This is a genomic window from Gulosibacter sediminis, assembly GCF_023370115.1.
GTDB classification, from domain to species: Bacteria; Actinomycetota; Actinomycetes; order Actinomycetales; family Microbacteriaceae; genus Gulosibacter; species Gulosibacter sediminis_A.
Genome location: NZ_CP097160.1, coordinates 1,529,501 through 1,546,198 on the forward strand (window position 1 = coordinate 1,529,501; position 16,698 = coordinate 1,546,198).

The 16,698-nt window shown below is 68.0% G+C and carries 17 protein-coding genes; 6 read left to right on the top strand and 11 right to left on the bottom strand.

Features of this window, described 5'->3' with window-relative positions; genetic code table 11:
- Positions 1 to 11 precede the first annotated feature (11 nt).
- Both M3M28_RS07095 and dut read right to left on the bottom strand, forming a co-directional pair.
- Positions 12 to 758: a DUF3710 domain-containing protein gene (locus tag M3M28_RS07095; protein ID WP_249385809.1), complete on the bottom strand. Its 747-nt coding sequence runs from the start codon at positions 756 to 758 to the stop codon at positions 12 to 14.
- Complete coding sequence (dut, locus tag M3M28_RS07100) at positions 745 to 1,227, bottom strand: dUTP diphosphatase (RefSeq protein ID WP_249385810.1); 483 nt, start codon at positions 1,225 to 1,227, stop codon at positions 745 to 747. The genes M3M28_RS07095 and dut overlap by 14 nt, the downstream gene beginning before the upstream one ends.
- 91 nt (positions 1,228 to 1,318) lie before the next feature.
- Between dut and M3M28_RS07105 the strand changes: the two genes are divergently transcribed.
- Complete coding sequence (locus tag M3M28_RS07105; RefSeq protein WP_249385811.1) at positions 1,319 to 1,777, top strand: DUF3093 domain-containing protein; 459 nt, start codon at positions 1,319 to 1,321, stop codon at positions 1,775 to 1,777.
- Positions 1,778 to 1,801: 24 nt separating this feature from the next.
- On the opposite strand, the gene M3M28_RS07110 is transcribed toward M3M28_RS07105, so the two are convergent.
- Complete coding sequence (locus tag M3M28_RS07110) at positions 1,802 to 2,098, bottom strand: DUF4193 domain-containing protein (protein WP_125105800.1); 297 nt, start codon at positions 2,096 to 2,098, stop codon at positions 1,802 to 1,804.
- 192 nt (positions 2,099 to 2,290) lie between these two features.
- Between M3M28_RS07110 and sepH the strand changes: the two genes are divergently transcribed.
- Positions 2,291 to 3,352, top strand: a complete 1,062-nt coding sequence (gene sepH, locus M3M28_RS07115) for a septation protein SepH (RefSeq protein WP_249385812.1) — start codon at positions 2,291 to 2,293, stop codon at positions 3,350 to 3,352.
- A gap of 22 nt (positions 3,353 to 3,374) precedes the next feature.
- On the opposite strand, the gene M3M28_RS07120 is transcribed toward sepH, so the two are convergent.
- A complete protein-coding gene (locus tag M3M28_RS07120) occupies positions 3,375 to 4,514 on the bottom strand; it encodes an alkaline phosphatase family protein (protein ID WP_249385813.1) in 1,140 nt (379 codons plus the stop codon).
- A gap of 76 nt (positions 4,515 to 4,590) precedes the next feature.
- Between M3M28_RS07120 and M3M28_RS07125 the strand changes: the two genes are divergently transcribed.
- Positions 4,591 to 7,053: a DNA gyrase/topoisomerase IV subunit A gene (locus M3M28_RS07125; RefSeq protein WP_249385814.1), complete on the top strand. Its 2,463-nt coding sequence runs from the start codon at positions 4,591 to 4,593 to the stop codon at positions 7,051 to 7,053.
- Positions 7,054 to 7,063: 10 nt separating this feature from the next.
- Here M3M28_RS07125 and M3M28_RS07130 read toward each other — a convergent pair whose 3' ends face one another.
- From M3M28_RS07130 to paaA, 6 genes are read right to left on the bottom strand one after another with little or no spacing between them, the layout of a single operon-like run.
- Complete coding sequence (locus tag M3M28_RS07130; protein ID WP_431193830.1) at positions 7,064 to 7,846, bottom strand: enoyl-CoA hydratase/isomerase family protein; 783 nt, start codon at positions 7,844 to 7,846, stop codon at positions 7,064 to 7,066.
- Between the two features lie 10 nt (positions 7,847 to 7,856).
- Positions 7,857 to 9,050: a 1,2-phenylacetyl-CoA epoxidase subunit PaaE gene (gene paaE / locus M3M28_RS07135; RefSeq protein ID WP_249385815.1), complete on the bottom strand. Its 1,194-nt coding sequence runs from the start codon at positions 9,048 to 9,050 to the stop codon at positions 7,857 to 7,859.
- Positions 9,050 to 9,586, bottom strand: a complete 537-nt coding sequence (gene paaD / locus M3M28_RS07140) for a 1,2-phenylacetyl-CoA epoxidase subunit PaaD (protein ID WP_249385816.1) — start codon at positions 9,584 to 9,586, stop codon at positions 9,050 to 9,052. Before paaD ends, paaE begins: the two co-directional genes overlap by 1 nt.
- An 8-nt stretch (positions 9,587 to 9,594) precedes the next feature.
- The gene (gene paaC / locus M3M28_RS07145) at positions 9,595 to 10,422 is read right to left on the bottom strand and encodes a 1,2-phenylacetyl-CoA epoxidase subunit PaaC (RefSeq protein WP_249385817.1); all 828 of its coding nucleotides are present in this window, start codon (positions 10,420 to 10,422) and stop codon (positions 9,595 to 9,597) included.
- Positions 10,419 to 10,736, bottom strand: a complete 318-nt coding sequence (paaB, locus tag M3M28_RS07150; RefSeq protein WP_193127771.1) for a 1,2-phenylacetyl-CoA epoxidase subunit PaaB — start codon at positions 10,734 to 10,736, stop codon at positions 10,419 to 10,421. The genes paaC and paaB overlap by 4 nt, the downstream gene beginning before the upstream one ends.
- A 57-nt stretch (positions 10,737 to 10,793) precedes the next feature.
- Positions 10,794 to 11,777, bottom strand: coding sequence for a 1,2-phenylacetyl-CoA epoxidase subunit PaaA (gene paaA, locus M3M28_RS07155; RefSeq protein WP_431193831.1), 984 nt, complete (start codon positions 11,775 to 11,777; stop codon positions 10,794 to 10,796).
- A 173-nt stretch (positions 11,778 to 11,950) separates the two neighbouring features.
- Here paaA and M3M28_RS07160 point away from each other — a divergent pair, with 173 nt between their 5' ends.
- From M3M28_RS07160 to M3M28_RS07170, 3 genes are all read left to right on the top strand, one after another.
- Entirely contained in the window at positions 11,951 to 12,433 is a 483-nt protein-coding gene (locus tag M3M28_RS07160) for a PaaI family thioesterase (RefSeq protein ID WP_249385818.1), read from the top strand.
- A 50-nt stretch (positions 12,434 to 12,483) separates the two neighbouring features.
- The gene (gene paaK / locus M3M28_RS07165; protein WP_249385819.1) at positions 12,484 to 13,833 is read left to right on the top strand and encodes a phenylacetate--CoA ligase PaaK; all 1,350 of its coding nucleotides are present in this window, start codon (positions 12,484 to 12,486) and stop codon (positions 13,831 to 13,833) included.
- A 92-nt stretch (positions 13,834 to 13,925) separates the two neighbouring features.
- The gene (locus tag M3M28_RS07170) at positions 13,926 to 14,540 is read left to right on the top strand and encodes a TetR/AcrR family transcriptional regulator (protein WP_249385820.1); all 615 of its coding nucleotides are present in this window, start codon (positions 13,926 to 13,928) and stop codon (positions 14,538 to 14,540) included.
- Between the two features lie 18 nt (positions 14,541 to 14,558).
- On the opposite strand, the gene paaZ is transcribed toward M3M28_RS07170, so the two are convergent.
- Positions 14,559 to 16,664 carry a phenylacetic acid degradation bifunctional protein PaaZ gene (paaZ, locus tag M3M28_RS07175; protein ID WP_249385821.1) on the bottom strand — a complete coding sequence of 702 codons (2,106 nt, stop codon included), beginning with the start codon at positions 16,662 to 16,664 and terminating at the stop codon, positions 14,559 to 14,561.
- Positions 16,665 to 16,698: the final 34 nt, after the last annotated feature.

The window sequence follows — 16,698 nt, forward strand, 5'->3', positions numbered from 1 at the left end:
TCACAACCTCGCTACGCCTGCAGCTTGCGCTTCGCGGCCTGCGCGGCGGCCTGTTTTTGCATCTGTTCGGCCATCGCCTTCGGCACCGTGAGCTCAAGCAGGTCGCGGGGCGGCGCGGCACGACCGCCGCGCACCACGATGACGCCGCGGAACAGTGCGAGCATTTCCTCAAGCTTCTCGTCGTCGCGGGTCGCGGCGCCGCTCACGACGCCGCGAAGGAACCACCGCGGCCCGTCGACACCGTAGAAGAACGCGCCGCGGCGCACCGCCTGGCCCTTCTGGTTGGCCACCTGAGGCAGGAACGTGTGCAGCGCCGTGCCGAGCTCGCACTCAACCTCGGTCACCTCGCCACCCTGCTTCGCGACCGTCGTCTTGAGCTTGCCGCGCACATCCGCCCAGATGCCCGACGAGCGCGGCGCAGCGAACGCCTGCACCTGCAGCGTTGAGCCGTTGAGGTCGAGCGCGACGGCGATGACTCGGCGCGTCTTCTCGAGAAATTCGAGGCGCAGCGCGAGCCCCTCGCGGGCAGGAATGCGCAGGGCACCAAAGTCGATGTAGCCGCCCGGGTTGGTCGCGGCGTCGGCCTCCGACTCGTCGAAGGGTCCCTCCTCGGCACGATCCGCCGGGGCCTCCTTCTCGAACTCCTCGGGCTCCTCCTCGTCGGCCTCGGCATCGACCTCGAGCTCGTCGTCCTCGACCACGAGCTTCTCCGCCTTCGGCACGTCCTCCTGCTTGCGGAACATGTCAAACAGACCCATTCACGGGCTCCTCTCCTGCGTGCGTCGCGGTCGCGGCGTGCGCGTATCCGCTCGAGCCGAATCCTGCTTCCCCGCGCTCGCCCTCGGGCAACGCATCCACCTGCGAGAACGCGACGGCGGGAATCGGCAATACCAATAGCTGGGCGATGCGGTCGCCCACGTTGATCGTGTACGGCTCGCGAGCATCCGTGTTCAGCAGCGAAACCTTGAGCTCGCCACGATATCCCGCGTCAATCACGCCCGGCGCATTCACGATCGTGATGCCGTGCTTCGCGGCGAGACCCGAGCGCGGCGCGACGAGCCCGACGGTGCCGCTCGGCAGCGCAATCGCGGTGCCGGTGCCCACCAGCGCTCGCTCACCGGGCTGGAGCGTGAGCTCCTCAGCGGAGAGCAGATCGGCGCCAGCGTCGTTCGGATTCGCCCGGTAAGGCCGGGTGCCGGTAAAGGGGATGTCGTAGTGGCCACTCACGCTACGTAGGCTAGTCGACCCGATGAAAGCTCTAATGAATCGAGCATCGAGAACTCAGGATTCCACGCGGTGACGGTGATTGCATAGCAGAGTGAATTACCGCGAACGAGTCTCCCCGTCCCTCTGGATGTACATCGCCGGGGTACTCATTGTGCCGGCGATGATCGTGGTATTTCTGCCAATCAACTCCCTCGTTGGCGTGATTCTCGGCGTCGCCCTCTACGGCGGCTACGTCGCCTTTCTCGTGAGCGGCTCCCCCGTCATCGAAGTGAGCGACTCGACCCTGCGCGTCGGCGCCGCCCAAATTCCGCTGCGCTATGTCGGCCAGATCACAGCGAACGAAACCGTGCAGGCCGCCCGTCAGGCGGCGGGGCCGGGGCTGGATGCGCGGGCCTGGACGAGCCTGCGCGGCTGGGTGCGCACGAGCGTGCGCGTCGAGATCACCGACGAGCGCGACCCGATCCCCTACTGGCTGTTCTCGACCCGCCGCCCCCAGGAGCTCGCGAAGGCCCTGGAAACGGCAGTGGCTCAGCTGCCGAAGCGAAGCTGAGCCACTGAAACTGCGGGCGATGCGTTAGCCGGCGCAGTCCTTACAGACGGGGTTGCCCTGCGTCGAGTGCGACGAGAGCTGCGAGCGGTGCTTGATAAGGAAACACTCCATGCAGGTGAATTCGTCGGCCTGTGGCGGAATCACGACGGTCTCGAGCTCAATGTCGCTGAGATCGCTGTCCGACAGGTCAAACCCGTGAACACCATCACCCTGATCGATGTCGACATTCGCGGAAGCCGAGGCGGGAACTCGTTCCTTCAGCGCTTCGATCGAGTCGGTGTCTTCTTCTGTTTTACGAGGGGCATCGTAGTCAGTTGCCATTACCATCCAATAGCTCAAGAACGTGGCAGGGAAACACCCCTGCTGGCGCGCAATTATGCACGACATTTGCCGCTCGCGCAACGCGACCTTGGGCGGAACTCGCTGAGAGCGAATATTTCGGCGGCGCGCGCGCCATTTGCCGCACTCTCTCGGGCTTATCTGTGAAGCTTTTCGGCGATAGAGGAGGCTCAAATGCAGGAACTGCGGTTCGTCAGCGTCGAGGACGGCTGGATTCTCGCCACCAACGAAAACGGTGACCGATTCCGCCTTCGTGTCGACGACACGCTGCAGGCCGCACTCCGGCCGCAACGCCAGGTGCGCAGCGCCGGCCCGAAGGTGCCGCCGCGTGAGATCCAGCAGCTGATTCGCGCCGGCCACACGGTCGACGAGGTCGTCGCCGAGACCGGCGCCGACCGCGAGACGGTCGAGCGCTTCGAGGCGCCGATCATCGCAGAGCGCGGCTACATCGTCGAACAGGCCCGAGGGGTGCCGGTGCGCCTGCAGCAGCAGGTTGACCCGCTCTCGAGCGAGGCCACGAACTTCGGCGTCGCAATCGACGCCCGCCTCGAGCAGCTCGAGGCCCGACAGGTGCGCTGGGATGCCTGGCGCGACCCCGAGACCGGCTGGCACGTCGGCCTCAACTTCGTCACCGGCGACGTCGAGCGCCACGCGCTGTGGAAGTTCGACACGAAGGGCCACGCCCTGCGCCCCGACTCCCCCGCGGCGGTCACGCTGTCGCAGCAGGGCGAGGTGCAGGGCATGCGCGGGCCGCACCTGCGCGCCGTCGCCCACGAGCATCCCGAGGGCGTGATTCCGGTCGCCGAGAAGGATGCCCCCGCGGCACCCGAGGCGAGCGAGGCCACAAGCTCGGCCACGACCTACGAGACCGCCGACCTGCTCGAGCAGCTGCGCCGCCGCCGCGGCGAGCGCCAGCACACCGTCTACGACGAGATGGCCGAGTACCAGGACGACGACGAGCTCGTCATCGACCGCCCGGCCGACGCCAGCGAGCCACAGGCACGCGTGACGCCGTTCGCGGCCGCGAGCGCGCAGCCCGACGAGACCCAGGCAAAGCCCGAGGCTGAGGTCGACCCCGAACACGATCCGGTTGCCCCCGAGGAGGACGCGAACCAGCTCGACCTCGCGGTCGACGAGGCCGAACAGGCGCCGTCGCAGTCGCGCAAGCGCACGGGCGCGCGCCCGGCGATGCCCACGTGGGACGAAATCGTCTTCGGCACTCGCACCGACGACTAATCGCCGCGGCTCGAGTTGATCGCTAGCGCGCGAACGCCCCGAGGCGCACGAGCGGCACCGTCGTCTCTTCCGGGGTGATCGAGCCGTGCTGGCCGATCATCTGACGCATGCTGGCTGGCATGGGGCGCACGTAGTACGAGACGTCGCCGACCGCAGCGAGCACGACGTCACCAATGCGGTCGAACACCTCGGGGTCGACGTCGTCGCCGTACCAGCCACGCGCGATGGCCTCGTCGCGGGTGAGCGCAACGGCAAGGTCGCCCTCGGCCGCACGCAAGCGACTCGTGAGCACCTCGCGATCGAGGTCGGTCGCGTCATCGGGCAGGTAGATGTGCCGCAGCCGCGGCTCCCCCGCGACGGCAACCACGTCGCTCGGCAGGGCGTCGTCGATGTCGCGCTGTCGTTCGCGGGGAATGTCGACCATGCCGTGGTCGGCGAGCAGCAGGATGCCGATGTCGTCCGGCACGAGCTCGAGCAGGCGGTCGATCGAGGCGTCGAGCTCCTCGAGTCGGGCCGTCCACGCATCCGACTCCCAGCCCTGCGAATGGCCGGTCTGGTCGAGCTCGGCGTGGTAGAGGTAAATGAGCGGATGCGCGAGCTCGCGCGCCGCCTGTGCGGCGACCTCGCTGCGCTCGAGCATGGTCTCGGCCCCGAGGTAGTCGGCGCCGCGGAGGCTCGCGAGGGTGAGCCCGGAGTCGCGATAGTCCTCGACCGAGACGACCACGTGGCTGGCGCCACGCACCGTCTCGAATATGGTGTCGCACAGCTGCCAGGTGTCGGGCGGCATGTGTTCGCCCCAGCCCGAGAGCTGATTCAGGTACATTCGCTGCTCGCGGTCCCAGACCGAGTAGGCGACCATGCCGTGCGCGCCGGCGCGGCTCGCGGTCGTGAGCGACGTGATGCCCGAGACCGTGGTCGAGGGGAAGCTCTGGGCGGTGCCGTCGTTCCAGGCGCGCGTGATCGTGCGCGCGTGTCCCGAGCGGGCGCGCAGCTGATGCGCGCCGAGCCCGTCGACGAGAATCACGATGACGCCACGCACCTCGGGCAAGTCGAGCCGCCCGCTCGCGCCTGGCGAAGGTGCGCCCATCGCGGCAAGGCAATCCGGCAACACGTCGGCGAGGAGCGGCTGATCACCCGGTGATTCCACTAACGTAAACGGCATCTGAGTATCTTTTCACACTCGCAATGCCCGGCCGGAACGCCGTTTTGGCGTGCGACAAGGCAGGTGGATGCAACTAATGGCGACGGGCGCAAACGGCGAACGCATTGAAGACGTTGACGTCTCGAGTGAGATGCAGGGATCGTACCTCGAGTACGCCTACTCGGTCATCTACTCACGCGCGCTGCCCGACGCCCGCGACGGCCTCAAGCCAGTGCAGCGGCGCATCCTCTACCAGATGACCGAGATGGGCCTGCGGCCCGACCGCGGGCACGTGAAGTCGGCCCGCGTCGTCGGCGACGTCATGGGCAAGCTGCACCCGCACGGCGACTCGGCGATCTACGACGCGCTCGTGCGCCTCGCGCAGCCCTTCGTGCAGCGAGTGCCGCTCGTCGACGGCCACGGTAACTTCGGCTCGCTCGATGACGGCCCCGCGGCGCCCCGTTACACGGAGGCCCGCCTCACCGCCGCGGCACTCGCCCTCACCGAATCGCTCGACGAAGACGTCGTCGACTTCGTGCCGAACTACGACAACTCGCTGCAGCAGCCCGAGGTGCTGCCCTCGGCGTGGCCAAACCTGCTCGTCAACGGTGCCTCCGGCATCGCCGTCGGCATGGCGACGAACATGGCGCCCCACAACCTCGGCGAGGTGATCTCGGCCGCGCGGCACCTGCTCGCGCATCCCGATGCCACGCTCGAGGAACTCATGGAGCATGTGCCGGGCCCCGACCTGCCGGGCGGCGCCCGCATCGTCGGCCTCGACGGCGTGCGCGACGCCTACGCGAACGGCCGCGGCTCGTTCACGATGCGTGCGACGGCCTCGATCGAGCACGTCACGGCGCGCCGCCTCGGCATCGTCGTGACCGAACTGCCCTACCTGGTCGGCCCCGAGAAGGTCATCGAGAAGATCAAGCAGGGCGTGCAGTCGAAGAAGCTCGCCGGCATCTCGCAGGTGACCGACCTCACCGACCGCAAGTCGGGCCTCAAGCTCGTCATCGAGCTCAAGACCGGCTTTGCGCCCGAGGCGGTGCTCGAGCAGCTGTACCGGCACACGCCGCTCGAAGACTCGTTCCACATCAACAACGTCGCGATCGTCGACACCGCGCCGAAGACGCTCGGCCTGCGCGAGATGCTCGACGTCTATCTCAAGCACCGCATCAGCGCCGTGCGGCGCCGCAGCCAGTTCCGCCTCAACAAGCACAAGGACCGCCTGCACCTCGTCGACGGCCTACTCATCGCGCTCGTCGACATCGACGAGGTCATCGAGATCATCAGGTCGTCCGACGATGCCGAGGCGGCGCGCAGCCGACTCATGCTCGTCTTTGACCTCTCGGAGCGCCAGGCCGAGTACATCCTCGAGCTGCGCCTGCGTCGCCTCACGAAGTTCTCCCGCATCGAACTCGAGACCGAGGCCGACGAGCTGCGCCGCAAGATCGCCGAGCTCGAGGCGCTCCTCGCCGACGAGCAGCTGCTGCGCCAGGCGGTCAGCCAGGAGCTGGCCGACACGTCCGACCAGTTTGCGACCCCGCGCCGCACCGTGCTCATCGCCGACGACACCGAGATTCGCGCGGCCAAGCAGAGCGCGAAGTCAGGCGAGGTGTCGCTGCAGTCGAGCGACGACCCGACGCGAGTCATCTTCTCAGCGAGTGGACGCATCCTGCGCGTCAACGTGGCCGAGGACGAGCCGTTTGTGCGCCCGAAACGCCGCACAAAGCACGACGCGATTCTCGCCGAGATCTCGACCACGACGCTGAGCGACATCGGTGCCGTGACGAACCGCGGCATTGTCTACCGCATGACCGCCGTGTCGCTACCCGCCGCGCCCGCCAGCTCGGTGCTGCTCACGGGCGGCGTCGTGGCCCGTGACTACTTCGGCATCACCGACAAGACCGAGCGCATCGTGGGCCTCGTGCCGTTGAGCGTGTCGACCCCGCTCGCGATCGGCACCCGCAACGGCGTCGTCAAGCGCGTCAACCCCGCGGAGTGGGGCAAGCAGCACGAGCTCTCGGCCATCGCGCTCAAGGGCGATGACGAGGTCGTGGGCGCCGCGCGCGCCGACGACGCCGACGACCTCGTGTTCGTCACCTCGGATGCGCAGCTGCTGCGGTTCGCGGCCTCGAACGTGCGCCCGCAGGGCATCGGCGCGGGCGGCATGGCCGGCGTTCGCCTCAGCGACGGCGCGCGCGTCATTGGTTTCTCGGTCGTGACCGAGGCGCAGCGCGACGATGCCGTCGTCGTGACCATCGCCGAGCCGCCGAGCGACGAGGCGCTGTTTGCCGACGTCGAGGGCAGCGCGAAGCTCACGCCGCTCGCCGAATACCCGGCAAAGGGCCGCGGCACGGGCGGCGTTCGCGCGCAGCGCTTCGTGCGGGGCGAATCCGCCCTCGCGGTCGGCTGGGTCGGCCCCAGCCCCGCGCACGCGAACGCGAAGGACGGCGCGATCCGCCAGCTCCCCGAACCGGTGGCCCGCCGGGATGCGTCGGGCACCAAGCTTGAGGGCACGGTTGCGTACGTGGGCCGCGCGATGGGCGAGCCCGCCTAGTCGGCGCTCGTCAGCGGCCCGTGAAGGTGGGCCTGCGTTTCTCCTGGAACGACGCGAAACCCTCGCGGTAGTCCTCGGTAGCGCACAGCTCGGCCTGCGCGTGGGTTTCTGCCGACATCGATTTCCACAGTCCGACGCGCTGGTCGCGGATCTGCTGCACGAGCTCCTTCGATGCGTTGAACGCGAGCCGGGCCCCCGACGCCGCCTTTGCGGCGCGCGTCCGAGTGAACTCGAGCAGCTCGTCGTCGGCCACCCAACGACTGAACAGCCCCTGCTCGACGGCCTCGCGACCGCTCATGAACTCGGCCGTATAGATGAGGTCGAGGGTGCGGTGCGGCCCTAGGCGCTCCGTGAACAGCCAATGCCCGCCCGAGTCGAGCGTCGCCCCGAGGTTCGCGAACGGCGAGCCGAGCTTCGCCCGCTCGGCGACGTAGACGACGTCGCACGCGAGCGCGAGCCCGAGCCCGACGCCGAGGCAGGCACCCTGTACCGCGGCGAAGGTGGGGGCGGGAAACTCGCTGAGCGCCCGCATGACCGCCTCAACGCCACCCTCGAGGTAGCCGATGACGTCGTCTTCGGCCGGGTCGACGCCCGAGATGTCGCGCCCGGCGCAGAACGCGCGGCCCTCGCCGCGCAGCACGAGCGCGCCGATCTCACCCGAGTCGACGGTCGAGGCCGCCGTCCGGATCGCCGCCGCGAGCTCCACGAGGTCGCCGAAGCCGAGCGAATTGAGCCGCTCGGGCGCATCCAAGACAATCTCGGTCACGCGCTCGGTGGTCAGGGTCGTAATCACGGCTCGCCTCCTAGGCGTCGAAGTCCACGGCGACGCGATCGCTCGTCGGTCGCGACTGGCAGGTGAGCACGTAGCCGCGCTCGACGTCGTCGGCCTCGAGCGCGTAGTTCTCGGCCATGTCGACGGTGCCCTCGGTGACCTTGGCGCGGCACGTGCCACAGACGCCCCCGGCGCAGGCGAAGGGCACGTCGGCGCGCACGCGCAGCGCCGCGTTGAGCACCGTCTCGCGCGCCGACTTCGGCGACTTCACGTCGCCGGTGAGGCCGTCGAGCTGGAAGCTGATCTCGAAGTTCTCGCCCTCGGGGTCGACCTCGACCGGTCGACCGGCGCTGCCCTGCGCGCCCTCGCCCGGCTGACCGGTCGAGAACAGCTCGAAGCGCACCTTCGCGGCCGGCACATTGCGACCCTCGAGCTCATCCCGGATGAGTTGCACGAGCTCGAACGGCCCGCAGAGGAACCACTCGTCGACTTTGTCGACGTCGATGAGGTGCGTGAAGATCTGCTCGAGTCGGTCGGCGTCGATACGCCCCGAGTAGATCGGCGCCTGGCGCTGCTCGCGCGAGAGGACGTGGTGGATCGCGAGACGCGAGGGGTAGCGGTCCTTCAGGTCGGCGAGTTCCTCGAGGAACATCACCTCGCTCGCCGCCCGGTTCGCGTAGATGAGGTCGAGGGTGGTTTCGGGATGCGCGAGCAGCGTCTTCGCAATCGCGAGGATCGGTGTGATGCCCGAGCCCGCCGCGGCCGCGACGAAGTGCGTGCGCCCAGCCGCGAGCGCCTCGCCCGAAACGGCCTCGGCATCGTTCATACCGGTGAGGCGGTGCTGCGAGATGAAGGCGCCCTGGGGGCTCATCACCTCGAGCGTCTCCCCCGCCTTGAGCTCCTCGTTCGCCCACGTCGAGAAGACGCCGCCGAGGTCCTTCTTAATACCCACCTTGAGCACGCCAGGCGTGGGCGCCTCGCAGATCGAATAGCTGCGGCGGATCTCGGTGCCGTCGATCTCGGCGCGCAGGGCGACGTACTGGCCCGCGACGTAGTCGTACTCGGCCTGCAGTTCGGCCGGCACGGCGAAGCTCACCTCGACGGCGCTGTCGGTAAGCCTGCGAACCTGCGACACCTCGAGCGGGTGAAACTTGGCGCGACGCTTGCCCGTGCCGGCGCCTTCGCCGGCCGAAGAGTCGGATTTGTTGAGATTCGTAGCAGTCATTAGTGCACCTTGAAGTAATCGAAGGGCTCCTTGCATTCGGCGCACTGGTAGAGCGCCTTGCAGGAGGTGGAGCCGAAGCGGCTGAGTTCATTGGTTTGGATCGACCCGCAGCGAGGGCAGCGCACCGACAGCGAGAGCCGCGTCGCGCCACGCTGAGCGCCGACGGCCGACTGACCCGACGGCGGCGCGATGCCGTACTCGGCGAGCTTTCGCTTGCCTTCATCGGTAATCCAGTCAGTGCTCCAGGCCGGCGCCAGCACGAGCACCACCTCGGGGTCGGCGTAGCCCGCCGACTCAAGCGCGTGCAGGAGGTCCTGCTTGATCGTGCCCATCGCGGGGCAGCCCGAATAGGTGGGCGTGATGATGACCTGGGCCGTGCCGTCGTCGGCGACGAGCGCGTCGCGCAGGATCCCGAGATCGGCGATCGAGAGCACCGGGATCTCGGGGTCGGCGACCTGCGCCGCGATGTCCCAGACGGCGCCCGCGCGCGCGTCGAGCGGCCTCGTCGAAGTGTGGGGATGCACCTGAGTGTTCATGCCCGCACCTACCAGCTCGCGCCGGGGTGCTTCCGTGCAAGCACCTGCATCTCGGCGAGGAGGTAACCGAGCGCCTCGCGGTGCTCGCCGCGGCGGCCACCGGTGAGTGCCTGTGGCACCTCGGGCAGCGTCAGGCCGGCCTCGGCCAGAACCGAGGTCACGCGCGACATGACGGGCTCGCGCAGCTCGGACGGTCGCGGCGCGATGCCCTCGAGGCGATCGTGCAGCTCCTCGTCTTCGAACAGCTCGTCGAGGTACGGCGCGATGTGATCGAGCCCGGCCTGCAGGCGCGCGTTCGCCTCCTCCGTGCCGATGCCGAGTCGCAGCGTCCACTGCTCGGCGTGGTCGACGTGGTAGTCGTACTCCTTCGCGGCCTTCTGCGCGATGGCCGCGAGAATCTCATCCTGCGACTGCGACAGGCGGGTGAACAGTTCGAAGCCGTAGTGCGCCCACACCAGCTGGCGGGCGATCGTGCGGCCGAAGTCTTCGCTCTCGAGCTCGACGAGGTGGAGGCTGCGGAACTCCTCTTCCTCGCGGAAGTAGGCGAGATCATCCTCGCTCTTGCCCCACGCACTGCCGGCGTAGGTGAGCAGCACGCGCGCGTGACCGAGCAGGTCGAGCGCGATGTTGCTCAGCGCGATGTCCTCCTCGAGCTCGGGAGCGCGGGCGACCCACCAGAGGTTGCGCTGCGCAAGGATCAGCGCATCGTCGCCGAGGCGAAGCGCGTACTGCGCGACATCTTCGCTCGCCTTGACGTCGCGCTGGATGAGCTCCTCGCTCGTGAGCGCATAGCCGGCCGAGATGAGGGTCGCGGAATCAAAGCCCGAGCCGCTCATAGGTGCTTCACCCCTTCGGACTTTGTGTAGTAGGTCGCGTGGCGAAAGTTCTTGCCCTGCGACGACTCAAAGTAGGAGTCCTTGTGGTCGGGGTCACTCGCGGTGATGTCGGTGCTGCGCACCACCCAGAGCGAAACGCCCTCGTTGCGGCGGGTGTAGAGGTCGCGCGCGTTGCGCAGGGCCATGTGTTCGTCGGGCGCGTGCAGCGAGCCGGCGTGCACGTGGCTCAGGCCACGCGACGAACGGACGAACACTTCCCACAGCGGCCACTCGTTGCGGCCCGCGGGCTGAACGGATTCGGTCGTTTCGGACATTTCACACTCTCCATCGAGTCGTTGCGGTGCGGCACCGCAACGAGATACAAATTCTGGCTAGGCCACGCGGGTGGCGGCTTCGGCCTGCTTCGCGGCGTAGGCCGCGGCGGCCTCGCGCACCCAGGCGCCGTTCTCGTGCGCCTCCTTGCGGCGGGCGAGGCGCTGCGCGTTCGCCGGGCCGTGACCCTTGATGACATCGAAGAACTCGGTCCAGTCGAGCTCGCCGAAGTCGTAGTGGCCGCGCTCTTCGTTCCACTTGAGGTCGGGATCGGGCAGCGTGAGGCCGAGCGCCTCGGCCTGCGGCACGATCATGTCAACGAAACGCTGTCGCAGTACGTCGTTCGAGAAGCGCTTGATGTTCCAGTCCATTGACTGCTGCGAGTTCGGCGACTGGTCGTCGGGCGGGCCGAACATCTGCAGCGCGGGGCCATAGAGGCGGTTCACGGCCTCCTGCGCCATCTGCTTCTGCGCGGCCGTGCCATTCGAGAGCGAGTAGAGGATCTCCCAGCCCTGGCGCTGGTGGAACGACTCTTCCTTGCAGATGCGCACCATCGCCCGGCCGTACGGGCCGTACGAGCAGCGGCACAGCGGCACCTGGTTGCAGATCGCGGCGCCGTCAACGAGCCAGCCGATCGCGCCCATGTCCGCCCAGGTGCGAGCCGGGTAGTTGAAGATCGAAGAATACTTCGCTTTGCCCGAGATGAGCTGTTCGGTCATGACATCGCGCGGGGTGCCGAGCGTTTCCGCCGCCGAGTAGAGGTAGAGACCGTGGCCAGCTTCGTCCTGCACCTTCGCGGTGAGGATCGCCTTGCGCTTCAGCGACGGGGCACGGGTGATCCAGTTTGCCTCCGGCTGCATGCCGATGATCTCGGAGTGCGCGTGCTGCGCCATCTGGCGAGTGAGGGTCTTGCGATAGGCGTCGGGCATCCAGTCGGCCGGCTCGACGCGCGAGTCATCGGCGATGAGCTGGTCAAAATAGGCCTGCGCCCGCTCGAGGTCGAGGTCATCGCGGCCGGGCAGCTCGGTCACATTGTTCGTCACTGTTTGTCTCCTTCGACTTGGCGGTGGCCGCGTGGGCGCACGCGACTACACGTCAGCAATTACAGAACGTGCGTTCAGTATATGTCCTTCACTCGAAAGGTCAAGCAGCCGACTCCCAGCGACATTTCGAATTTTCTGTAAGACTGTTCAGGAATTCACGAAGGAGTGAACCCATGTCCCAGGCACCGTCGCCGACCACCAGCAATTCCGCTGTCGAATCCACCCCGACGTTCGACGAGCTCGCGTCCTCCCACCGCATCCTGCAGGACGATTCTGCGAGCAAGTGGATGGGCATTCGCGTGCTCTCGTACGAGCCCGGCCGGGTCGAAATCGCGATGGAGCTTCGCCAGGAGATGCTCAATGGTTTTGGGATCGCCCACGGCGGCATGGTGTTCGCGTTCGCCGACACGGCGTTCGCTCTTGCGTGCAATCCACCCGAGGACGACGGCACCATCACGGTCGCGCAGGGAGTCGACATCAACTTCCTCCGCCAGGCGAAGCAGGGGCAAACCCTCACCGCTCGCGCCGCGATGCAGCACCAGGCCCGAAGCGGCATCTGCGATATCGAGATCTTCGCGCAGGGCCCCGACGACACCGAGGCACAACGCATCGCCCTCTTCCGCGGCCGCTGTCGGACCATCCGTAAGCCCGAGTAGCCGGCGACTCCACTCCCCCACCAATCGATCTGAGAAGGCAACGATTTCCCGTGGACCAGAAATTTGACCTCGACACGCTCGACCCCGAAGAGCAGCTGAGCCGTGAGGAGCTCGAAGCACTGCAACTTGAGCGCCTCAAGTGGACCGTGCGTCACGCATACGAGAACGTCCCGATGTACCGCAAGAAGTTCGACGAGGCTGGCGTCACGCCCGACGACCTGCAGGAGCTCGCCGACCTCGCGAAGTTCCCCTTCACGACGAAGGAAGACCTCCGCGAGAACTACCCGTTCGGCACGTTCGCCGTGCCGATGGAGCAGGTGCGCCGCGTGCACGCATCGTCGGGCACGACCGGGCGCCCGACCGTGGTCGGCTACACCGAGGGCGACCTCGACCGCTGGGCTCGCGCCGTCGCCCGCGTCATGCGGCTCGCCGGTGCCCGCAAGGGTGACATCGTCCACAACGCCTATGGCTACGGCCTGTTCACCGGCGGCCTCGGGGCTCACGCCGGCATCGAAGCGGCGGGCCTCACGGTCGTGCCGATGTCGGGCGGCCAGACCTCCCGGCAGATCCAGATGATTCAGGACTTCAAGCCGCGCATCATCATGTGCACGCCCTCGTACCTGCTCACCATCCTCGACGCGATGCACAGGGAGGGCCTCGACGCCCGCGACACCTCGCTCGAGATCGCGATCCTCGGCGCCGAGCCGTGGAGCGAGCAGATGCGCGCCGAGATCGAGCGCGGCTTCGACCTCAAGGCCATCGACATCTACGGTCTGTCTGAGCTCATGGGCCCCGGCATGGCGGGCGAGTGGGTCGAGCACCAGGATGGCTCGACGATCTGGGAGGACCTCTTCCGCCCCGAGATCGTCGACAAGGACGACCTCACGAAGGTGCTGCCCGACGGCGAGATCGGCGAGCTCGTGTTCACCTCGCTCACCAAGGAGGCCATGCCGATCATCCGCTACCGCACCAAGGACCTCTCCACGCTCCTGCCCGGCGACGCCCGACCGAACATGCGCCGCATGAAGAAGGTCGCGACCCGCACCGACGACATGATCATCCTGCGCGGCGTGAACATGTTCCCGTCGCAGATTGAGGAGCTCGCGCTCGGCCAGCAGGCGCTCAGCCCCTACTACCACCTCGAGCTCACGCGCCCGAAGCGGATGGACGAGCTCACGGTCGTGATCGAGCGCCGCCCCGAGTACACGATGGCCGAGGCCCAGGCCTGCGGCGAGCACCTGCGCCACGACATCAAGATCCGCATCGGCTCGTCGGTGCGCATCCACGTCGTCGACCCGAACACGGTCGCCCGTTCCGAGGGCAAGGCGAAGCGGATCTTCGATTACCGCGACCGACCGCAGTCGGAGCTGCCCGACCACTACCGCCCGCTCACGCGCTAGCGCGACCGACGCATCCGGGACCCGCCACACCAGCGGGTCCCGTTTGCGTATCTGCCCGCCGCCCTCGTTCCCCGCCTAGGATTGCCCCAGACATGAGTATCCCCAGCACCAAGCCCGACGCGCCCCGCCGCGGCCGCCCCGGCAACGACCGCGACGACGTCATCTCTGCGGCCGTGCGTCTGTTCAACGAGCACGGCTACGAGGCCACCACGATCGGCATGATCGCCGACCAGCTCGGCGTCTCGAAGTCGGCGATCTACCATCACGTACGCAGTAAAGAAGAGCTGCTCGCGGCCGCACTCGACCACGCCATGGGTGCGCTCGAGGCGGTGCTCGATGACCCGCAGGCCGCGACCGGCGATGTCGTCGACCGCCTCGAATACGTGATGCGCGGCACCGTCACGGTGCTGACTGGCGAACTTGCCGAGGTGACGCTGCTGCTGCGACTGCGCGGCAACACCGAGCTCGAACGGCGGGTGCTCGAACGCCGGCGCCACTTCGACCGCGCGGTCGCCCAGCTCGTGCAGGACGTCGCCGACGAAGAAAACATTCGCGCCGACATCGACCCGCGCGCGGCGACGCGACTCGTCTTCGGCATGATCAACTCGATCACCGAGTGGTATCGCCCCGACGGCCCCCTGGACGGGCAGGCCCTGGGCGACCTCGTCGTGCGACTGGTCTTCCAGGGCCTACGCGCGCGAAGCTAACGGCCTCGTGAAGACCGCCTAACCGAGCGACTGCTCCTCGCGCTTCGCGACGAGCGTGAGCACGTCGTAGGTCGCGACGAGCTCGTCGTCTTGGTTGCGCAGCACCGCGTCCCACACCACTTCGGCGTAATCCTCGGTCTCGCGCGGGGTGATGCGCTTCGCGGTGAGCTCGACGCGCACCGAGTCGTCGACGCCGACCGGGGTGATGAAGCGCAGGCGCTCCATGCCGTAGTTCGCGTAGACGGCGCTGCGGCCCGGCGTGACGAAGAGGCCGGCGGCCCAGCTGATGAGCAGGTAGCCGTGGGCGACGATGCCGGGGAAGAACGGATTCGCCTCGGCGGCCTCGGGGTTCGTGTGCGCGTAGAAGATGTCGCCGGTCGTGTTCGCGAAGTCGGTGATCTCCTGCAGCGTGGCCTGACGCAGCTCCGACACGAACGCGTCGCCGAGCCGGAGGGTCTCGACCGACTTGCGGAACGGGTGCACCGCGCCGTTCTCGCCTTCGGGAGTGCCACCGTAGCGCGCCGCGCCAACGCGCTGCTGGGCCGCGCCGGTGTGCCACTGGCCCGTCACCGCCGTGAGCAGGTCGGGGGAACCCTGGATCGCGCTGCGCTGCATGTAGTGGAAGATCGAGCGCACACCGCCGAGCTCCTCGCCGCCGCCCGCGCGGCCGGGGCCACCGTGCACGAGGTGCGGCATCGGCGAGCCGTGCCCGGTCGAGGTCTTCGCCGTCGTGCGGTTGAGCAGGTGCACGCGACCGTGATAGCCGGCGATGCCGGTCGTGAGCGTGCGCGCCACATCGGGGTCGTTCGTCGCGATCGTCGCGACGAGCGAGCCCGCGCCGAGCGCTGCGAGCTCGACGGCCTCGTCGAGCGTGCCGTAGCCCATGACCGAGGTCACCGGCCCGAAGGCCTCGGTGGCGTGGAGCGCCTCCGCACGGTTGTCGTCCCACTTCAGCACGACCGGAGACATGAAGGCCGTCGTGGCCTCGTCGTCACGCTCGTTCGAGCCGTAGACCACCTCGCCGCCGCCCGTGATCAGCCGGTCGACGGCATCTCGCACATCGTGCAGTTGCTCGAGCGATGCGAGCGCGCCCATCGTCGTGCCCTCGGCGCGCGGGTCACCCACACGCACCTTCTCGTCGAGGCGCTGCGCGATCGCCTCAATAACCGGCTCGACGAGCGCGTTCGGCACGATCACGCGGCGGATCGCGGTGCACTTCTGCCCCGCCTTCGCCTGCACCTCGGTCACGACGCTCCGCACAAACGCCGCGAATTCGGGCGAGTCGGCGGTGGCATCGTCGCCGAGGATCGCTGCGTTGAGCGAGTCGGCCTCGGCGTTGAAGCGCAGGCCGCCCTCGGCGACGTTCGGGTGCTGCCGCAGCTTGTCGGCCGTCGACTTCGAGCCGGTGAACGCCACCGAGTCGCGGAAGTCGAGGTGGTCAAGCAGCTCGCGGGCCGAGCCCGACACGAGCTGGAGCGCACCATCGGGCAGCAGCCCCGACTCGACCATGATGCGCACGCACGCCTCAGTGATGTACCCCGTTGGCGTTGCGGGCTTCACGATCGAGGGCACCCCCGCGATGAACGCCGGGGCGAACTTCTCGAGCATGCCCCAGACGGGGAAGTTGAAGGCGTTGATCTCGGCGGTGATGCCGGGCATGCGGGCGTAGATGTGCTCGCCGATGAAGGAGCCGTCCTTCGAGAGCGGCTCGAGCTGCCCGTCGATGACGACGTTCGAGTTCGGCAGCTCGCGGCGCGCCTTCGAGCTCATGGTGAAGAGCACGCCGATGCCGCCGTCGATGTCGATGAAGTTGTCGACCTTGGTCGAGCCGCTGCGCATCGAGAGCTCGTAGAGCTCGGGCTTGCGCTCGGTGAGCAACAGCGCGAGCTGCTTGAGGATCATCGCGCGCTTGTGGATCGTGAGCGCGCCGAGTTCGGCCCGCCCAACCGTGCGCGCGTAGTCCACCACCTCGGCGAGGTCGAGGCCGTCGGTCGACACCTGGGCGATTACGTCGCCGGTCGCCGCGTCGCGCACAAGCTGCCCGGCGGCGTCGCCGGCCGGCGTCCACCACTCGCCGCGCACGAAACTCGGCACGAAGTCGATCGTATTGCTGACCTGGGTCATTGTTGCAGTGTCCTCTCCGCGTCGGCGACGGTGC